Source organism: Edaphocola aurantiacus, assembly GCF_019797745.1.
Taxonomy (GTDB): Bacteria; Bacteroidota; Bacteroidia; order Chitinophagales; family Chitinophagaceae; genus Edaphocola; species Edaphocola aurantiacus.
Genome location: NZ_VOSI01000002.1, coordinates 100,695 through 118,924 on the forward strand (window position 1 = coordinate 100,695; position 18,230 = coordinate 118,924).

General features: G+C 42.0%; 18 protein-coding genes and 1 pseudogene. 5 read left to right on the top strand and 14 right to left on the bottom strand.

Features of this window, described 5'->3' with window-relative positions:
• Nucleotides 1-4: 4 nt before the first annotated feature.
• Nucleotides 5-1,885, bottom strand: coding sequence for a tetratricopeptide repeat-containing sensor histidine kinase (locus FTD44_RS05160; protein WP_222165477.1), 1,881 nt, complete (start codon nt 1,883-1,885; stop codon nt 5-7).
• Between the two features lie 596 nt (nt 1,886-2,481).
• On the opposite strand from FTD44_RS05160, the gene FTD44_RS05165 reads away from it, so the two are divergent.
• From FTD44_RS05165 to ligD, 5 genes are all read left to right on the top strand, one after another.
• Nucleotides 2,482-3,615 (top strand): lipase family protein, encoded by a 1,134-nt coding sequence (locus FTD44_RS05165; protein WP_222165478.1) that lies wholly within the window; start codon nt 2,482-2,484, stop codon nt 3,613-3,615.
• An 87-nt stretch (nt 3,616-3,702) separates the two neighbouring features.
• Nucleotides 3,703-3,966, top strand: a complete 264-nt coding sequence (locus tag FTD44_RS05170) for a SemiSWEET transporter (protein ID WP_222165479.1) — start codon at nt 3,703-3,705, stop codon at nt 3,964-3,966.
• 78 nt (nt 3,967-4,044) lie between these two features.
• On the top strand, nt 4,045-4,833 hold the full coding sequence (gene ku, locus FTD44_RS05175; RefSeq protein WP_222165480.1) for a non-homologous end joining protein Ku: 789 nt from the start codon (nt 4,045-4,047) through the stop codon (nt 4,831-4,833).
• Nucleotides 4,830-5,432 (top strand): DNA polymerase ligase N-terminal domain-containing protein, encoded by a 603-nt coding sequence (locus FTD44_RS05180; protein WP_222165481.1) that lies wholly within the window; start codon nt 4,830-4,832, stop codon nt 5,430-5,432. The genes ku and FTD44_RS05180 overlap by 4 nt, the downstream gene beginning before the upstream one ends.
• Nucleotides 5,433-5,497: 65 nt before the next feature.
• Nucleotides 5,498-7,339, top strand: a complete 1,842-nt coding sequence (gene ligD / locus FTD44_RS05185; RefSeq protein WP_222165482.1) for a DNA ligase D — start codon at nt 5,498-5,500, stop codon at nt 7,337-7,339.
• Between the two features lie 70 nt (nt 7,340-7,409).
• Here ligD and FTD44_RS05190 read toward each other — a convergent pair whose 3' ends face one another.
• The 13 genes and pseudogenes from FTD44_RS05190 to FTD44_RS05245 form a co-directional block, all read right to left on the bottom strand.
• Nucleotides 7,410-8,786, bottom strand: a complete 1,377-nt coding sequence (locus FTD44_RS05190) for a di-heme oxidoreductase family protein (protein ID WP_222165483.1) — start codon at nt 8,784-8,786, stop codon at nt 7,410-7,412.
• Between the two features lie 83 nt (nt 8,787-8,869).
• Nucleotides 8,870-9,982 carry an imelysin family protein gene (locus tag FTD44_RS05195; RefSeq protein ID WP_222165484.1) on the bottom strand — a complete coding sequence of 371 codons (1,113 nt, stop codon included), beginning with the start codon at nt 9,980-9,982 and terminating at the stop codon, nt 8,870-8,872.
• Between the two features lie 45 nt (nt 9,983-10,027).
• Nucleotides 10,028-10,480 (bottom strand): Rieske (2Fe-2S) protein, encoded by a 453-nt coding sequence (locus tag FTD44_RS05200; protein ID WP_222166059.1) that lies wholly within the window; start codon nt 10,478-10,480, stop codon nt 10,028-10,030.
• A gap of 12 nt (nt 10,481-10,492) precedes the next feature.
• Nucleotides 10,493-11,758 carry a hypothetical protein gene (locus tag FTD44_RS05205; RefSeq protein WP_222165485.1) on the bottom strand — a complete coding sequence of 422 codons (1,266 nt, stop codon included), beginning with the start codon at nt 11,756-11,758 and terminating at the stop codon, nt 10,493-10,495.
• 161 nt (nt 11,759-11,919) lie between these two features.
• Nucleotides 11,920-12,441: a GldM family protein gene (locus FTD44_RS05210; RefSeq protein ID WP_222165486.1), complete on the bottom strand. Its 522-nt coding sequence runs from the start codon at nt 12,439-12,441 to the stop codon at nt 11,920-11,922.
• 137 nt (nt 12,442-12,578) lie between these two features.
• Complete coding sequence (locus tag FTD44_RS05215; RefSeq protein ID WP_222165487.1) at nt 12,579-13,199, bottom strand: hypothetical protein; 621 nt, start codon at nt 13,197-13,199, stop codon at nt 12,579-12,581.
• A 1,085-nt stretch (nt 13,200-14,284) separates the two neighbouring features.
• Nucleotides 14,285-14,857: a hypothetical protein gene (locus FTD44_RS05220; RefSeq protein ID WP_222165488.1), complete on the bottom strand. Its 573-nt coding sequence runs from the start codon at nt 14,855-14,857 to the stop codon at nt 14,285-14,287.
• An 86-nt stretch (nt 14,858-14,943) separates the two neighbouring features.
• Nucleotides 14,944-15,096: pseudogene (locus FTD44_RS05225) on the bottom strand (IS1 family transposase); the annotation flags it as partial.
• Between the two features lie 235 nt (nt 15,097-15,331).
• Entirely contained in the window at nt 15,332-15,622 is a 291-nt protein-coding gene (locus tag FTD44_RS16265; protein WP_449505911.1) for an IS1/IS1595 family N-terminal zinc-binding domain-containing protein, read from the bottom strand.
• A 164-nt stretch (nt 15,623-15,786) separates the two neighbouring features.
• Nucleotides 15,787-16,194, bottom strand: coding sequence for a hypothetical protein (locus FTD44_RS05230; protein ID WP_222165489.1), 408 nt, complete (start codon nt 16,192-16,194; stop codon nt 15,787-15,789).
• Nucleotides 16,195-16,200: 6 nt separating this feature from the next.
• Nucleotides 16,201-17,244, bottom strand: coding sequence for an RHS repeat-associated core domain-containing protein (locus FTD44_RS05235; protein WP_222166061.1), 1,044 nt, complete (start codon nt 17,242-17,244; stop codon nt 16,201-16,203).
• Nucleotides 17,202-17,441, bottom strand: a complete 240-nt coding sequence (locus FTD44_RS05240) for a hypothetical protein (RefSeq protein ID WP_222165490.1) — start codon at nt 17,439-17,441, stop codon at nt 17,202-17,204. The genes FTD44_RS05235 and FTD44_RS05240 overlap by 43 nt, the downstream gene beginning before the upstream one ends.
• Nucleotides 17,442-17,665: 224 nt before the next feature.
• Nucleotides 17,666-18,220: a hypothetical protein gene (locus FTD44_RS05245; protein ID WP_222165491.1), complete on the bottom strand. Its 555-nt coding sequence runs from the start codon at nt 18,218-18,220 to the stop codon at nt 17,666-17,668.
• Nucleotides 18,221-18,230: the final 10 nt, after the last annotated feature.

Consider the following 18,230-nt stretch of genomic DNA (forward strand, 5'->3'; position numbering starts at 1 on the left):
CTGATTAATTATAACTGTATGGAATTTCAAAAAAGGTCTTAACGCCTTGTATCGTATTATTCTCGCCGGTGATATTCAGTGTATGAATAGTGATCTTCTTATCGGATGCGATACTCTCCAGTCTTTCCCGGGTAATTTGTGTGGATAAAGAGCGCTGCCCTTCTGCTGTTTCTTTTTCGGCAAGCCCTGTTCCGTTATCGGTTACTTCAAAAAACAACTGTTGCGCTTTCATGTAAAAACGGACATGAATAATTCCACCTTCTTTTTTATGCTTCAGCCCGTGCCTGATGGCATTTTCAATAAAAGGCTGAGTAAGCATGGGCGGCAGTAAAACAGCTTCGGGATCTATACCCTCGTCTACCGTTACCTTATGCGTAAAATTATTATTATACAACAGCTTTTGAATATTCATGTAGTTATCCAGCATATTAAGCTCTTCATCCAGTCCGATATAGTTCTCCCTCGAGTTCTCCAGGATCTGTCTGGTAAGCTTGGAAAACTTTGTCAGGTAATTGATCGCCTCTTCATCTTTGTTGCTGTGGATAAGGCTTTGAATATTGTCTACTGAATTAAAAATGAAATGCGGGTTCATCTGCGTAAGTAATAATCGTTGTTTCAGCTGTTCATTCTTGTTCGCAGTGATGATCGCTTTTTGTCTGAACGATTTAACTACGAAAATAATGACCACGCCTAACAGCAAAGCCAGTGTAATAAAGCCGTATAACAGCATATTTCGTTTGGCTATTTTCTGTTGATTAGCCAGTGCTGTAGCAGCTGTTTTCTTGTCAAACTCATATTGTAATTGCTGCTTTTCAAATTTTGCATTGAGTGCCGTAACAGCGTTTATTTTCTCCTGGTTGATGTAATCCTCTCTGAATGCGGCCTCTTTTAAAGCATATTCATATGCATTTGCATAGTCGCCGTTTTTGGCATATAATTTTGCAAGGCTACCTGTTATAGTAATGCTGCCTTCGAGATTATTGAACTTCTCTGTTAGCAGCAATGCTTCCTTATAATATTTAATGGCTTTAGTGGTATTGCCCGCTGCGGCCTCTTTAATCGCCAGGTAGGCTAAGGCAGGCTGTAGTGCTATTTCATCATTCACTTCACGGGCAGCGATAATTACTTTTTCAAAATAGTAAGCTGCGGAATCTTTCATTTTTAAAGAGTCACAACAAATAGCCATGTTCATATAAAAGTCCAGCTGCGGCACTGTGGCTCCGGTGGCATCATAAGCACGCTTCGACAACCAGACATACCTATAAGCGCTATCAAATTGGGAAAGGTCTATATAAGCAGAGGCGATATGATTATAGGAGAATCTTAGTGAGGAATATTTTTCCTTTTTTATAAATATTTCAGCAGCCTGGCTGCAGTATTTAATGGCTTCTTCTGAATAGCCAATATTACTGTATGTCTGGCCCAAGCCCTGCAATGATATACCGATCTGAGCGCTGTCATTGATTTCCTGTGCCACCTTCATCGCTTCATGATACAAAGCGATTGCTTTTTTGGTATTACCAGAACCGCCATAATCCTTTGCAAGATTGCTCAGCACGATGGCTTCTTTTTGTTTGAATCCATGCGAACGCCCATAGGCCAAGGCCGTTTGATGCAGCTTGATGGCCTGTTCCCGTTCTCCATTGTTGTAGGCTATAGAACCCAATGCCAGTGTATTCATAAAAATACCCCATGGATAATTGATCTGCTGCGATGCTTGTAAAGTACGGCTTGCCAGGTCTTTGGCAAAAGCAGGGTTGGCCGTGATGCTATCTGTAATGGTTTTAATATTTGCTTTGACGGCATTTGTATCAAGCGTTGGAAGGGCAGATGCTTTGGCAGAACAGAAACTTAACAGGAGTAATAAAACAATAGCTTTTCTCAAATGACATGGTAACATAATAGAAGTAACAGTGTAAACAGTTGGTTAAACTGCAAATATATATAACTAAACAGCCTATTTTAAAATATTAATCACCATTTATGGATATTTCTTGTGTTCCTTAATCAAAAAATAATAAACCACGATATAATATTGCCCCTGAACTGAACATTTGGTCAATAGATTCAAAAAACGTTCATGAGTAATGAACATTCGTTTTAAGAGCGATGAATTTGCGCACCCTTACGACATCTCAAAGAATGCAGCATTTCAATCCTATACCCGTTTAAAGCGATTCGCCGAGCGTACATTTTAAAACAAATTCAAAAACGATCAATAAAAATCTTTAGCCTGCGGATTTAAATGAATTCCTGAATTCTAATGGAGAGACATTTGCCCTGCTTTTAAACAGTCGATGAAATGATTGCGGATAACGGATTGCATAACCTCCTCGCGGACTGGCAATCGTTACTGCATAGCCCCTAGCCAGATTGCTGTCTGCGTCATTCCTTGACACTTCCCTCTTTATTCATTACATTTATAAAGGGAATAAAACTAAACGTATGTGCAAAAATATACTTTCAGCCATAGTGCTACTCATGACACTGCTGTTTGGACCTGTATATGCAGTGCCCGGAAATCCCAATACACAGCTTACTGCACCTGAATTTAATCTTCGCCCCGGCTTCGATCCTCTGGAGTGTGAAGATATATTGCACTTAAACTTTGCGTTTCTGGATACGGTATTGAGCCATAAATTTGAAGGCTTTTTAGAGGGTTATCATATCTATTACCGTTCTCCATCTGTGGGTCTGGACAATGCTGCTGATATGTGGCTGCGCGATGATTCCACCGTAGTCATTATGCTCCGCGGCACCACCGCTAAGATGGAATCTATACTGGAAGATTTTTACTGTGCCATGGTCCCGGCACAAGGATCTGTAAGCCTCAGCAAACATAAATCGTTTGCCTACCAACTGGCGAGCGACCCCAGGGCAGCGGTGCACGCCGGTTTTCTCATAGGGTTTGTCTACCTGGCCGATCAGATACAACCTAAGATCCATGATCTTTACACTAAAGGTTACCGCAAATTTATTGTGGGAGGGCATTCGCAGGGAGGTGCTTTATGTTACTATGTAAGCGCATGGCTGATGCAGGAAAGAAATAAAGGCATACTCCGGGATATTATCGTGAAGACCTACGCCAGTGCGCCCCCAAAAATGGGCAATATGTATTTTGCTTACGATTATGATAATGCCAATCTTTCTCAATGGAGCTTCAGCATTGTCAATACGGAAGATCCCGTACCGGAAATGCCGCTGACGACCCAGCAGGTAGACATTGATATCAATGAACCGAATCCATTGCTTAACCTGATGCAGCGTATTGATGAGATGTCTTTGCTGAAGAGGTTTTACATCAACAGGAAAGTGAATTTTAAAAAGATGAAAAAGCAGGCCAGGAAATCATCTGAAGCCTATCAGAAATACCTGGGCCGTTCTCTGGGCAGCATTATACAAAAGACATTACCGGAAATGGTCTTACCGGCATCTGTACCGACAACCTATTTTGTACGTCCCGGTGTGCCCATCACACTTGCGGCTACGGATGAATATAGAGCGTATTGTAAAAATGCGCCTAAATATTTTCATCATGGAATAGATCCATACCGTTTCCTGCTGCGGCAATATTATAAAGGTCTGCCCGCATTTGTACCGATTACAAAGGAGTAAAGGGGCCATGTCCCATACATTATAACATAAGTTTATATAACATATCACCTGCTGCTAATCTGATATGCGCTAATTTTATGCTCACCTATGAGTACGGAAATGACAGGCATTGTAGCCGGCATTTTTACCGGTATATCCTTACTACCCCAGCTGATAAAACTGATCAGGGAACAAAAGCCGCAGGACATCTCAGTGTTGATGCTTACGGCATTACTTATCGGACTAAGCCTTTGGGTGGTATATGGTATTCAAAAACAAGACTGGCCTATTATCGTGACCAATTCATTTTCGCTCCTGGTAAACTGTTGCCTTTTAGTACTGAATTTTTATTACCGCAAGCGTAAGCATTAAACAGGAAGTACCATAGCATTTCTATTAGCCCCCTACCACCGCTAGGTGCTTCAATTGTTGATTTTTAAAAAACAGGATATGAAAGCAATCTGGAATGGTGCCATAGGATTTGGCCTGGTCAACATCCCCATCAAAATTTACTCTGCTACCGAAACCAGTAAACTGGACCTGGATATGCTGGATAGTAAAGACCTCTCTAACATTCAATTTAAGCGTGTAAATGCCCATACCGGTAAAGAGGTAAAATGGGAAAATATTGTAAAGGGATACCTGATCGAAGACCACTATGTGGTATTGGAGGAACAGGACTTTGCAGCGGCCATGCCCGAAAAAACAAAAATCCTGTCTATAGATCAGTTTGTCAAAGAGGCTGATGTGGACAGTGTATATTTTGAAAACCCTTACTTTCTTGAACCTCAGAAAAGTGGAGAAACAGCCTATCGACTGCTCCTGCATGCCCTGCTCCATACAGGTATGGCGGGTATAGGCACTTTTGTATTGCGCGAGAGTGAGGCCATAGGTATGATACGACCTTATAATGATGAGGTACTGATGCTGCAACGCCTGCGCTTTGCTGAAGAGGTAAGGGATTATAAAGACCTGAAATTACCGGCTGCAAAAGCACCTAAGCCTGCCGAGCTAAAAATGGCGAAAAGCCTCATTGAGCAATTATCATCGACCTTTGACCCTACTGTGTATGAGGATAATTATGCTAAAGCTTTGCTGAAAATCATTAAGCAGAAAGCGAAAGGCAAAACGGTGAAAGCGAAAAAAACGGCTGCACCGGATAAAGGTAAAGTGGTAGATCTGATGGCACAATTGAAGGCCAGCCTGCAATCCCGTAAACGCAAAACCACGGCCTCATGAAAACACTGAAAGACTACAATGAAAAAAGAAAATTTGACGAGACCACTGAGCCGGAAGGCCGCAGCAAAAGCAGCAAAGGAAAGCTCATCTTCGTTATTCAAAGGCATGCCGCCAGCCGACTGCACTATGATTTCCGGCTGGAGATGGATGGTGTATTGAAAAGCTGGGCTATACCCAAAGGACCCTCTCTTGATCCGGCTGATAAACGCCTGGCTATGATGGTGGAGGATCATCCTTATGACTACAAAGATTTTGAAGGCAATATACCGGAAGGCAATTATGGAGCAGGACAGGTAGAAGTCTGGGATCATGGTACATACGAGCCGCTGGAAGAAAGTAAGCTGGATGATGAAAAACAGCTGCTGAAGGAGCTGCATTCCGGATCACTGAAGTTTATACTGAAAGGCAGAAAACTGAAGGGTGAATTTGCCCTGGTTAAAATGAAACAGGCAGAAGAAAATGCCTGGCTGCTGATCAAGCATCATGACCGCTATGCGGAAAGTCCTTATGATGCGGAAGCGCATACTGCTAAAAGATCTGAGGTTACGAAATTTCTGAAACAAAAAAAAAGCCCGGTCGCGAAAACAAAGAAGCCCTGAAGCCTGAGGTACGGCACTTTAATACCTTGGGCAAGGAACGCAAACTACAACACTACATACATCCAATGCTGGCCAGTCTGCATGCGCAGCCATTCGATGACCCGGACTGGATTTTCGAGATTAAGTGGGATGGTTACAGGGCAATAGCCGATCTGCGACATAAGGAAGTACAACTGTACTCCCGAAACGGCATTTCATTTGCCCAAAAATTCCATAGCATTGCGGAAGACCTTTCTGCACAGTCTTATGATATGGTACTGGACGGGGAGATCGTTGCTTATGATGCAGAGGGTAAACCGTCCTTCCAATTGCTGCAGCAGATTGATGACTATCCAGATCTGACCCTGGTGTATCATGTATTCGACCTGCTGTGGCTGAACGGGCACAGCACCGAAATGTTGCCCCTGTTGCAACGCAAAGAATTGCTGAAAGAAGCACTGACCGCAACACAGCTGGTGCAGTACTGCGACCATATTCCCGAGGAAGGTATTGCATTCTTTGAACGGCTAAAGGCGATGCAACTGGAAGGAATGATAGCCAAGAGAGCCGACAGTGTGTACCGGAAAAACTACAGAAGCCAGGATTGGCTCAAAGTAAAATTTACGAATACACAAGAGACCATTATCTGCGGCTTTACGGAACCCCGTGGCTCCCGGCACAAATTCGGAGCGCTCATATTGGGTAAATATATAGATGATGTGCTTACCTATTGTGGGCATACCGGTACAGGATTCAATCACCAATCACTTGATGATATCTATACCAGGTTAAAGCCACTGATTACAAATAAAAGTCCATTTAATACAATACCGAAAACCAATGCTCCGGTTACCTGGGTAGCACCGGTACTGGTATGTGAAATTAAATTCTCCGAAATTACCAAAGACGGTATCTACAGGCACCCGGTGTTTGTCGGGCTGAGGGAGGATAAAGAGGCCGGTGATATCACCGAAAAAACCAAAACAATGAAAAAGAAAGCGACCACGCAGAAAGCGGGTGAAGAAGTAATCACTTTAAACCGCCACAAAATTATACTAACTAACCAGGATAAGATTTACTTCCCTAAAGAAAAGATCAGCAAGGGTATGGTTATTGATTATTATCAGTCAGTAGCGGCGTATATTTTGCCGCATCTGAAGAATCGTCCTTTGTCGCTCAACCGCTTTCCAAACGGCATTGAGGGCGATAGTTTTTACCAGAAAGATGCGGATGAGCATGCACCGGACTGGATCAAAACGACAGATGTGTTTTCAGCATCGACTGATAAAAACATTCATTACCTGATCTGCAATAATAAAGCTTCCCTAGCCTACCTCAACAACCTTGGCTGCATTGACCTTAATCCCTGGAACAGTGCCCTGCCTGATCTGCAGTACCCACACTTCCTGGTACTGGACCTGGATCCTTCTGCGAAGAATACCTTTAATGAGGTGATCGAAACCGCAGTACAGGTAAAGGAGATACTGGACCAGGTTAAGATAAAAGGATACTGTAAAACCTCCGGTAGCACGGGCATACACATATACCTTCCGATGGGTGCGCAGTATACATTTGAACAGGTAAAAGATTTCGCACACCTGCTCATGCAGGAGGTCAATAAACGATTACCGGAACTGACCACACTGGAACGCAGCCTGAAAAAAAGAAGTGATCGAAAGATCTATCTCGACTACCTCCAGAACCGACAGGGACAGACGCTGGCGAGCGTGTACAGCCTGCGGCCCAGGCCTGGCGCTCCGGTATCCATGCCATTGGAATGGGAGGAACTGAAAGCAGGACTGAAGCCAACGGACTTTAATATATATAATGCACTGGAACGGATCGGGGAAAAAGGAGATCTTTTCAAACCCGTACTGGGTCGCGGCATCAATATGGAAAAGGCACTGGAACGACTGGCCGGATTATAAAAAAAGCCCTTCCGGAGAAGGACTTAAAGTATTGTCTATAATCATGCGTACAGGATATGATCTGTGCTTTTTATAAAGATTGCAGGAAGCGAATCAGCGCATCGCGGTCAGTCTTGCTTAATTGAGCAAATTGCTGTCTTGATTTTTCGGCTTCTCCTCCATGCCAGATAATGGCTTCTTCCAGGGTTCTGGCGCGGCCATCGTGCAGATAGAAGGCGGCATTACCGTTTACCCGCGGCAATAAACCGATACCCCACAAAGGTGGCGTTCTCCACTCTGTACCGCTGGCATGATAATCCGGACGGCCATCGGCCAGATCGGATCCCATATCATGCAGCAAGAGATCGGTAAAGGGTTGTATCCGTTGATTGGATAATGTAGCAAAGCGAACATCTACACCGGTACGTACCAGGGGTGTATGACAACCTGCACATTTGAGCTGGGTAAACAATTGCTGTCCGCGCAGTACCGTTGCATCTGTTACATCTCTGCGTGCTGGTACTGCCAGTGACTGTATGTAGAAGACCGTAGCCCGCAGCATACTGTCGCTGATCTCCGGCTCATCTTCTCTTTCATCATATTGTGGCTGGCCATAACAGGCTTCTTTAGGGAATACCGGATTGGTAATGCCCATGTCCTGGTGGTATGCCCCGGCAACCTGTACCAGCAGGGTCGGGTTATTGGCTTTCAGTCCAAAACGCCCCAGCTCTACTTTATTGGTAGACGGATTCCAGACATAATTGGGTTTACCGCTGATGCCATCACCATCTACATCATTTTCATCAGCCAAGGCCAGGATCGTAGACTCCGGAATCATCTCCAGCAGGCCTAAACCGAATACCGGCGGGCCCAGGCGCACAGACATGAGGTAATTGGCCGGTAAGGTGGCATACGGGGTGACGATACTGTAGCTGGGATTACGCAGGGTAATCGTAGTACCATCAGGATAGGTAAATACTTTATCCGTATAAGTGATACTGATCTTGCCTTCTGCAGTTTTACCCGCCGTTACTTTATCCTGCAGCTGCGTACCGAAGCCTGGTATTTCCAGTGGTGCGCGGTTGGCTCCTTCTCCGGGAATACTGATCTTGGTCAGCAGACCGGAATTGACCAGACCGGTTGTAGGAATACCTTTACTGTCATTGTGGTGACAGCTTACACAAGACACATTGTTATACACACCTCCAAGGCCCTGAAAGTGTGGTGCCGGTGCGGAAACGAATGTCTGTGCAAACAGTTTATCGCCCACATCGTGTATATAGCTATCCCAGCCGGAAAGACCGGGTACTGCAGATCCGAATGCTTTGGCATTGGTCAGGAATACAGTCGCTGCGCCACCCGAGAGCCGGGCATCATACAGTTCGTCTGTGAATGTACTCGCTTTTTTGCAGACCACTCCTGTAAATACGAGGGATAGGATCATGGCTACGACAAGCACTTTCTTCATTGTCTTAATATTTACTATAATGATAAAATCTTAAAGGCGGGATTGACCTGCCTTTAAGATTCGTATAATGTGCCTTTAAAGGCTTAGTCCTTCACATATTGTGTCAGGTACGGAACCAGTTTGTCTCCGATTGATCCTTTCAGGGAATTCAGGGCATCCAGTGTGTTCTGCACCTGTGGTCTCTGGTGGTAGATCGCCTGCTCAAATGTAGTGGTAAAGCCATCGAATGACTGAATAGCTATTTCGAATTTCGATTTGATCTCCAGATCCAGAGCGCTGTTGTTCGCACGCACCAGGTCGCTAAGGCTCTTACCGGTTTTGCCATCGAACGTACAGGTATATACATTCCGTGCTCCGATAATGTTGTTCTTAAAGTCGGCAACAGAGTTATGTGCATATGGTGACTCGGTGATAGTACTATCTGCATTCGGCTCGAATGGCTCCAGCATTTTACCGTCTGCTACTTCACCACAGATATCGATCAGTGCATTGGCCAGTGCCTCCAGCGCTTCGCGTTTGTTGGCAAACACATCATTACCACTTCCCGGAGTGATGAGTTTATTTCCGAAATATATAGAGCCTGGTAACCAGCTGGATTTTAACGCGCTTACGTTGTTATGAATATCTTCTGCCAGGGCAACCATATATTCTTTTTCTCTCGCTGTAATAGAAGCTGCAGTACGGTTTCCGCTCAGTCCCCACAGCAGGTATTCCAGCGGGTGGAAGCCACGAAGGGTAAGCTCAGATGCATTTTCCGGATCGTCCAGCCCAGCCAGATAAGATACGGTGATTGGTGTAGTGCTGGTCAGCAGGTTGTCCATTGCGTTATGGTCCGTTGGCCAGGTATCCATATAAGGATCGTAGTTCAGGTCATCTACTGGCCCGATCAGGAACCCTTCAGATTGCTCCCAGATCACGCGTACGTCTTTCCATGCGGTACGCGCAGCCGCCAGGTTAGCGTCTGTAGGATTATTGGCCAGGTTCTGTACCGCTGTTTTTAAGGTAGCGGCAAGGGTCTCAAATTTTGCGTACAAAGGATTACCAACTACTGATACGAAATCGTTCAGTACAGACTGCTCCATTTCGGCGAAGGTCTGCGTTGTCGGTTTGGTCTCTTTGGTTTTACAACCGGTCATCAGTACTGCTCCGGAGAGTAAAGCGATACCCAGCGATCTGGTCAAGTATTTTGTGCTCATATAATATGGGATATTTAAAAAGTGAATATTCTGTGTTTTGGTGTATCAGGAGTGGAAGGCTGCAGTTCTGATCAGTAGCTGATCTCCTTTTGTTTCTACCGGAAGACTGGTCATAGGCTTCGCGGAAGGGCCCTTCAGTAAGGCGCCATCTTTGGCAAACTTGCTACCGTGCATGGTACACATATAGCCGGAACCGGTTTTGGTCAGGGGTTGATTGGCATGCGGACACATCAGTACCAAGGCCTGATAGGTTCCATCTGTGGTTTTCTGTACACCTATATCAAAAGGGAAATTCTTTACCCGGATCATGGTATAGGCCGACTGATCAAGTTGCGCCAGGGGAAGACTTACAAAGCCCTCTTCTGCACTGACCCTCATCACAGACAAGCCGGATGCGCAGGACTGCAGCAGGTTGCTGCCCAGCAGCAGGCCCAGACCCAGGGCTCCGCAGGCTTTTCCGCTGCATTTGAGAAAGTCTCTTCTGTTCATTTCCTTCATAATCCTTTGTATTTAGAATGCGTAACCCAGTCCTACTGAAATGGTATAATTGTCCTGTGCATAAGGGCGAACCAGTGCAGCAGGATTAATCATTAAGTTCTTATTAAACTCTCCTGTATGGGTATAGCGTACATCAGCCTTAACCACCACATTCGGTACAGGAAAGAAGCCAATACCAGCAATCGCATGATGCTGGTTGAGGGTGCCATCGATAATACCATTAGATGGGATGCGGGCATTCAGGTCCAGGCGCTCATAGCGTACAAATCCCACCAGTGCTTTGTCTGTAGCCTCACGCTGCTGTGCATTGTGCAACACATCATAGCTCATCTCGGCATAGATACCATATAAGCTTTCAGGTGTATTGTTGGCAAATGTACGGTTGACATCTGCTGCTTTGGGGTAATGAATATAAGACCCCATCAGCTTAAAGTTAAAGCCATCGCGGGAGTATTGTACATTGGCCTCACCAAGGGCAACCGGTGCGGCAAACATACCATGTTCTATACCCAGGCTATCGGCCATATAAGGGCTCTCTCCGATGGAGCCGCCGTAGTAGCCTGATACCTGTACCTGGAAATCGCCGAGGTAAGCACGCAGGGAACCCGTTACGGCAACACTGTTCGCAGCAATCGACTGTCCGCCACCGCTGCCTTTACCGATACCAAATCCATGCTGGAATTTAGAGGCATCGAAGCCATTCATTATTGCCAGAGAGTATGCAATAGGGAAACGGCTCATCTGTCCGTAATACCCGATACCCAGCTCTCTCCAGGTCGTTGGGATCACGAGCTGCTCCACCATCGGACGCTCGGTACCATTAAAGTTGATCGGAAGGTGATTTTCGTTGGTGATCCCGATGCGGGGGGTAATCAGACCCGCAATCAGGTACTGACGGGGATTGAGGTTATACCGTAAGAACGCCTGTTCCATACCAATCTCTCCCAGTACGGAGCCTCCCTCTACACGGGCATCAGCTACTTCAAGTTCGGAGAAGAAAGACACACGGCTGCTGAACTGGTGTCCTACAAAGAGGACCACACGATCCAGGCTGGCTCTTGAGCTTTGGTTGGCCACATCTCTGCGGAAGGACATTTCGCCATAACCGGAGATAACGGTAGATGCTTCTCCGGCATTACCGCCGGTCAGCAGATCTTCTCCTGAATTAGCGATCAGTTTCTGGGCAGGGGTTAATCCCGACTGCCATTTTTCTCTTTTATCATCCTGGTTATCCTGGGCATTTACCTGCGCCAGGGGCATCAGGGATAATAAAAACAATAAGTACTTTTTGGACATGCGTATGCGCACAAGGCAATTTTGGCTGCAAAGGTTGCACAATTCGCAAAGTAATGGTACGTCGTGACAGAGATATGACCAAAAAATTACATTTGGAGGAAGAGGAAGGGGAGTTTTATGAATGTAGGTTAAGGGAGAAAGGCCTAGTAGCAGCACATAGCACGGTATTCAGGAATGGTGAAGAGGTTGCCGTAATTATCTGTGACCTTAATGTCGGTTAAGATAAACCTATCCTTATATCTTGCCTGGCCTATGGCCTGTTTAACAGGCTCAGACAATCGGTTACCTTCATTGAATGTGGTATAAATGCATGTACCCTCTCTGTAAATAGAAAAATGATACGAAGTGATACGGTAATATAATTCTTCGAAATCATGCCCTTTTAATATAGAGGACTCGCAATAAAAGGAATCGGTTTTTGGAGAGACCATTGTCCCCAGTTCAAGTACCCTGTACCCGAGTTTAAATTTAATGTCAGGGATCACAAACTTCGTAACCACGCTCAGATTAAAAGATACCACCTCAGTGCTATCCGATTCGTTGAGGATTTCAATCGTTCCGCCACTACCTTTGGGCTTTACATAATAGACGGAGTCATTGACCTGCCGATAATCCAGGCTATGGAAATGTATGGTATAGCCTTGATGTGCAAAGTTGCGAAGCATTATTTTGTTGTAATAAGCGCTAGCTAATTCGAGTGTCCGACTATCATTAATAGAAAGTAGTATTGATTTGGAAGCCAGACACTGTGCACTATAGGTTAATGCTAACAAAACAATCAGAAGTTTACACATAAAATTCATTAATAGATGTTTTTATCATCTACGGTATTACATAGCATTCCCCAAATCTTCACACGATCAAAGCCTAAGTTGCCTTTATCTAAACGGAAGATTATATACTCTCCATCTTTCAGGGAAGTAGCATAAAAGCGGACAAAAATACCTCTTTGATTTTGCGACATCGTATCCAAAATAAGCATATTTTGTTGTCCATCTATATTTTTGCTTGTTATGCAAATTGCATTTTGGTTATCGCTGCTTAATTGCCAGATATCCTTATCTTGCGCTATCAAACAAGACTTATCCCATATATATAACGAATCTGGCAATGGAAAGATAGGCCAATCATAAGAACTGAGAATATCCATCTGCCGGTCAACACTGAAGTGCATAAAAAGCTTCATAGCTGCACTTGTCGAATCTTCAATTCTAATAGATTCTTCACTTGAGACAGGATCGACAACAATATAAGCCTTCCCAGGTATTGAATTTTTAATAAGCAGATCAAAATTATTTCTAAATAACTCCTGGCCAATTTTCTTTAATATCTGCCCGCGGTCCAGTAAACTAATTTCCTGAGCGGATATTTCAGAAAAGAAGCCACTCAATAAACACACAATAAGCATTAGCCTGGATATCATTAGATAAATATTTTAAATAAATCACAAATATAATCCTTACTGGATCTTTACGAAATTCAGATTATCTGCCTTAAAACGAAAATGGAAGCACCCATAAACAGCACTAAAAACACTATACTAACCCTGAAGAAAAAACGGACCGTCCATTGTGAAAATACTTTATCTTCAAGCGGATTGTAGTATAGCTTTGGTAGCACCCCCATTATCCATATCATGGTATGTCGAAGAAGTGATATTCACATTGTATACTTTAGAGGCAAAATCAACTTTCATTTCATAACGCATACCCCTTCCATAAACTTCCCTTTTTCCTATTACCTGATAATTAATGGGCTCGCGTGTATCAATTATATCCTGTAGTCTACAATATTTGATGGAGCCTATTATTGCTATACCTAAATAAAGTAGTTGAAAGAATATGACCAGATAAAAACAGCGTCTTCTCTTTATAGAAATAATTTTGAGTAACAATTATTTGTTTACATTTTTCAAGTGGTATGCAAAAGCCTTTTTGCCTTCCAAAATGATTTGAGACATTTTCTACTCTTCGGTATGCTTCATGTGAAGTAAGCTGTCAATCTTGTAGACCATCTCTTTTCCAAATGGATCCGTCAGTTTTTTTCTTTTTCTAAACTGATACCATTTTACACCTCCATTCCCCTCACTGCCGCCATTCCCATTTGCATCATGTGCATAAGAAATAAAAATTCCTGCTAATTTTGAAGTATCCCAATATTCCTACCCACCATAATAACGAATGGTATAGCGATATATAGCGCTGTCTTTTGAAACAATATCAAGTGTCAGATAATTGGTATCATCATTGTAATAATCCTTTACAGTATCGTTTATAATTAAAGGATTACCATCCATAACATACTGTACAGCTTTTTCTAATTCTTTCTTTGATACGTTGTATTGATATGCTTTAATAGAACCATGTGTCCCAGCCGATATACAGGAAGAAAATTGTACAATTGCTATCAGAAAGAATATACAGCAATTATTCCTGATTAATATCATTATACATTTTTGCAGACTCAATCTTTCTATTTGCACCATATCTTAATATCAAAAGTTGAAAATTACATTGCCACCATAATCCTAACAACATTATAAGCTTTATCATATGCTGTTTCGAATAGATTATCCAGATCCATTATAAACAGTTCGTTTCTGCATTTCAGATATGAAGCTGCGGATTCGGAATTATTAAATAATCCACTTTCATTCAGCTTATTCCTGAATGTGTGCATAGAATCATGGACAGCAATGATGCGACTATTGCATAATTCATGGTACACACTTGAATAAAAATAGTCAGTGGACCAATACTCAGGATCTTCTATAAAAGCTACATCATAGCCCAATAAAACATATCCATCAGGCATCGAGACCGCCTCCTCATTGCTCTGAAAAAACAATAGTTTTGATTGTTTATACTCCTCTTTTTGTTTCATCCATTCATGAAAACGTTGAACAATACCTAAGCCTATCTGGCTACTTATATAGCACTCAAATGCGTCATTGATTAAAATAGCCTCATCTGGCTGCTGTGTGTTCCAATCAGGAATATACTTTATCCATTCCTGATTGTTGTAACTATCTACTCCCAGGTATTTGTTATCGAATTCTTTCCTGATTATAAAGCCCTTCATACTAATGGTACATTGTCAATTTATACTAGCCAAAGATATCTATTTTACACTCTCAAACACCCCGCTATTATTTCCAAAGAAATAAATCATCTGGCAAGAGCTTGCAGCATAGCAGCACTTTTACTAAAGCAGATCGTCCTGCTGTTCAATCTCTTTAAGTGTGTTCCCAATGTAAGGCTCATGCGTTTGATATGGTTTGTGCTCCTGCGTTCTGTACTGTGAATGCTCTTAGGAATAAGTGTTGTATAAGTCTGATGTTATCGGTATAAATCGTCTTTGGAGCAGAGTGCAAAAGCCTGTCTATAAATGGTTGCAACGTTATCTTACTTCTGGCACCAACCACAAAGTCAACAACGGATTTACTCTACAATAAGCATAAGCAATCCAGATACGGTTAGTTTTGCACCCCACATAAGTGCAGAGTTCGTCCACTTCATACGTCTTACCAAAGTAGAGCATTGGCTTGCAAACAGTTTATGATAAGAAAAGAATCTTTTTTAGTACCGTATTACAGGATATGCTTAGCAGCCGCGAAATACTACGGATACTACAGCCTTCTTTAATTAAGGCAATTATACTTTCTTTCGTTCCCGAATAACAAGCACGATTCTTATAGTTTCCAATAAATCGTTTTTGACATTCCTTACATCTATAACGTTGTGATCCACTCTTAGTAAATCCGTTCTTTATAACATGCTGTGCATGGCAATATTTACAGTTTTGGGTAGCACCATTTATGATACACAAGGGCACAATCTTTATCATACAAAGCAGTTTATGCGCATAAAAATAAGTAGGATAAGGTACAACCTTATCCTACTTATTTTTACAAATACGAAATATGCTTTGATTATCAAATGTTTATAGTAGCAAAATACCAAAACGCCACTTTTGATGCACTACCTGATGTATTACCCACTACCATTACCCTATACTGTATTATACCACAAATCATTAATAGAGAATCTCTCCCCTAATTTATAAGAATCCCAAGATATTTTATCTAAAATATCTTGGGATGTAAATATGTATATATTAGATTTCCAATCAGCAATAGAAATTGCTTTTAATTTTATTTCCTTAAAGTCAAACCATGTTGTAAGCTGATTATTAAAAGAACTTTGTACAAAAACAATCGGCAGCTTGGAATGAAATAGCACAATTTGTTCCTTTGCGGAAAGAACTCTCCCCCATTGCTCTCCATCATCAACATCCCAATCCAAATCGAAATTATTATAATCTGCGTACTCTCTTAAACAAAAATGCAAATCATAAATTAAATCCTTGCTTGCTTGGGACAAAATTATCAGTTTTGACAAATTAATAATATTTTCCATAGTATTTTATTTTACAGTTCCAGGTGTTGCAGTCGGGGCACCATGAACCATTCCTTTATCTGTTCTATAAATATTTAGCCATTGTGTTGGTTGACCATTTGAATATCCAACTACCCCATCATTAACATAAACTTTTGCTTTATTTCCAATCCACAAATCATTTGCATCTGCATAAGCAGCCGCATCCAGAACAGCTTTATCGGCATCCACTCCAGACCTAAATTGACTTTTCCCGGAAGTATAGTCTCCATTTGTATGTTTAATCTGCCCCTCTGCATCCAAACGATATCGTCCATTTGTTTTAAAGCCCTGCCGATCCTTTGATATTAACGGAGCTTTGAATTCGTTCGAATGCGGCATTTCAGCTCGTAGTCTTGCCTTTGCACTTTTTCTGAAGGTGTTTTCTCGTAATGCTCCAAAACCACTACCATGTAAACTCTCTTCAGCAACATTCTGCATTCCCGCAGCTACCTTATCTCCAAATTCATATAATCTAACTCTATCATTAACATCCTTTTGAGTAATACTCTCCGCATATTTTCTCGCACCTGCTACAGTACCAGTAAAATTAAAAGTAATTTCTTCATTATAAAGATAACCGTTCACCGCTCCAGTGTGGAAACGACCTGTGTGAATAACGTGCTCTTGTCTCTGATTTCTTACAGTTTTATATCCGAAATCACTCCAACTCCATACTCTTTCAATCAAATCCGTTTTCCATTCGGTCTTTATATGTGATTGACCCGATTTATTAAAACCTAGCGTGTAATGATATTTTTCTGCACCTTCTAAATCTAAAGACTGAATTGGTGTATTTTCTGCAAAGGCATATACACTATTCCAGGGATAAACTTTCATTAGGGGATCTTGAGACAAAAATCTCCCTAATCTACTATCATACATCCTAAATTTAAAATCGTAACTATTTCCCTTACCCTTCAACTCATTATCCTTCTCCTGTCCATTAAATCCAAATTTATATCGATCCTTGTTTTCGTCACAGATATCTACCAGATAGGTTTCCTGTGTGTCACCGGGTAGGTATAGCAGGTTGGTTTCAGGATCATATCATATGGGCCCAGTACCCACAGCTGTACGCTTGAGCCTGTCGGTTTAAAACTGATACGATAGGTACCCCTGCCCATAACCAACATACTCCGCAGCACTCCTGCATCTGAACCAATCATCTCTACAGCCTGTATAATGGTCGCACAATCGCCCGTCTGCACCATATTCGCAATATCCAAAGATATTTATTAAAGTGACTATTGGAATACTATTCCTATAAGTTATGAAGTGAACACTAAAGGTAAAGCGATGCAATAAAATAGACTGCTATCCCTTTCAAGCAACAAAATGGAGGCCTATATAGGCCTCCATTTCTATCTAAGAAAATCAGTTCGTAATATAACGCTCAACTAAGTAAACATATAAATAAGTAACATGACGTATAGAACGCTACCCATTCCAACTACCTTTTAATTTTATTCAGCAATCTTTTAACTTCTTTTATATATAACATATCTACCAACGTAAGATTCGTAATTGTCAAATCTTTGCTTGTAATAGTACACATCTCCTGAAACTCCGCATTTATAGAATTAAAATAGCCTTGATTTAAAACTGTTTTACAATAGTCGAATTTTGAAACTCTTAGAAATGTAACTTGTATACTATATTTTGAAGAATATTTTTTAACATAAAACTGCTGAAGTAAATTACTTTTATTGTTAGTAAATAATGCAGATATTATGAACTTGGACTTTCCTTTTAATACTTCAAAACAATCGCAACATGTACCACCATCCGATATTGGTATTCCCCAAACTTCAAATAATCTCTTCTGAGAGAACCTTTTAATTTTGCACAATGAATCTAACGAAAATTCTTCTGTAACCCAGTAATATAAGGTTCCACTATTTTCGAATGTATTGCCATCTTCAACAGACACTTTAGCTAATAGCTGGGCATTCATGCATGTTGCATCAAACCCCATTAAAATAAAAAAAATAAAAACAATTCTCATATGTATAAAA

Bases quoted from the DNA above. Each gene is read 5' to 3' on its own strand.
- FTD44_RS05165 (WP_222165478.1), top strand. From the start codon at position 2,482: ATGACACTGCTGTTTGGACCTGTATATGCAGTGCCCGGAAATCCCAAT.
- FTD44_RS05170 (WP_222165479.1), top strand. From the start codon at position 3,703: ATGAGTACGGAAATGACAGGCATTGTAGCCGGCATTTTTACCGGTATA.
- ku (WP_222165480.1), top strand. From the start codon at position 4,045: ATGAAAGCAATCTGGAATGGTGCCATAGGATTTGGCCTGGTCAACATC.
- FTD44_RS05180 (WP_222165481.1), top strand. From the start codon at position 4,830: ATGAAAACACTGAAAGACTACAATGAAAAAAGAAAATTTGACGAGACC.
- ligD (WP_222165482.1), top strand. From the start codon at position 5,498: ATGCTGGCCAGTCTGCATGCGCAGCCATTCGATGACCCGGACTGGATT.
- FTD44_RS05190 (WP_222165483.1), bottom strand. From the start codon at position 8,786: ATGAAGAAAGTGCTTGTCGTAGCCATGATCCTATCCCTCGTATTTACA.
- FTD44_RS05195 (WP_222165484.1), bottom strand. From the start codon at position 9,982: ATGAGCACAAAATACTTGACCAGATCGCTGGGTATCGCTTTACTCTCC.
- FTD44_RS05200 (WP_222166059.1), bottom strand. From the start codon at position 10,480: ATGAAGGAAATGAACAGAAGAGACTTTCTCAAATGCAGCGGAAAAGCC.
- FTD44_RS05210 (WP_222165486.1), bottom strand. From the start codon at position 12,441: ATGCTTCGCAACTTTGCACATCAAGGCTATACCATACATTTCCATAGC.
- FTD44_RS05215 (WP_222165487.1), bottom strand. From the start codon at position 13,199: ATGATATCCAGGCTAATGCTTATTGTGTGTTTATTGAGTGGCTTCTTT.
- FTD44_RS05220 (WP_222165488.1), bottom strand. From the start codon at position 14,857: ATGAAGGGCTTTATAATCAGGAAAGAATTCGATAACAAATACCTGGGA.
- FTD44_RS16265 (WP_449505911.1), bottom strand. From the start codon at position 15,622: ATGATAAAGATTGTGCCCTTGTGTATCATAAATGGTGCTACCCAAAAC.
- FTD44_RS05230 (WP_222165489.1), bottom strand. From the start codon at position 16,194: ATGGAAAATATTATTAATTTGTCAAAACTGATAATTTTGTCCCAAGCA.
- FTD44_RS05245 (WP_222165491.1), bottom strand. From the start codon at position 18,220: ATGAGAATTGTTTTTATTTTTTTTATTTTAATGGGGTTTGATGCAACA.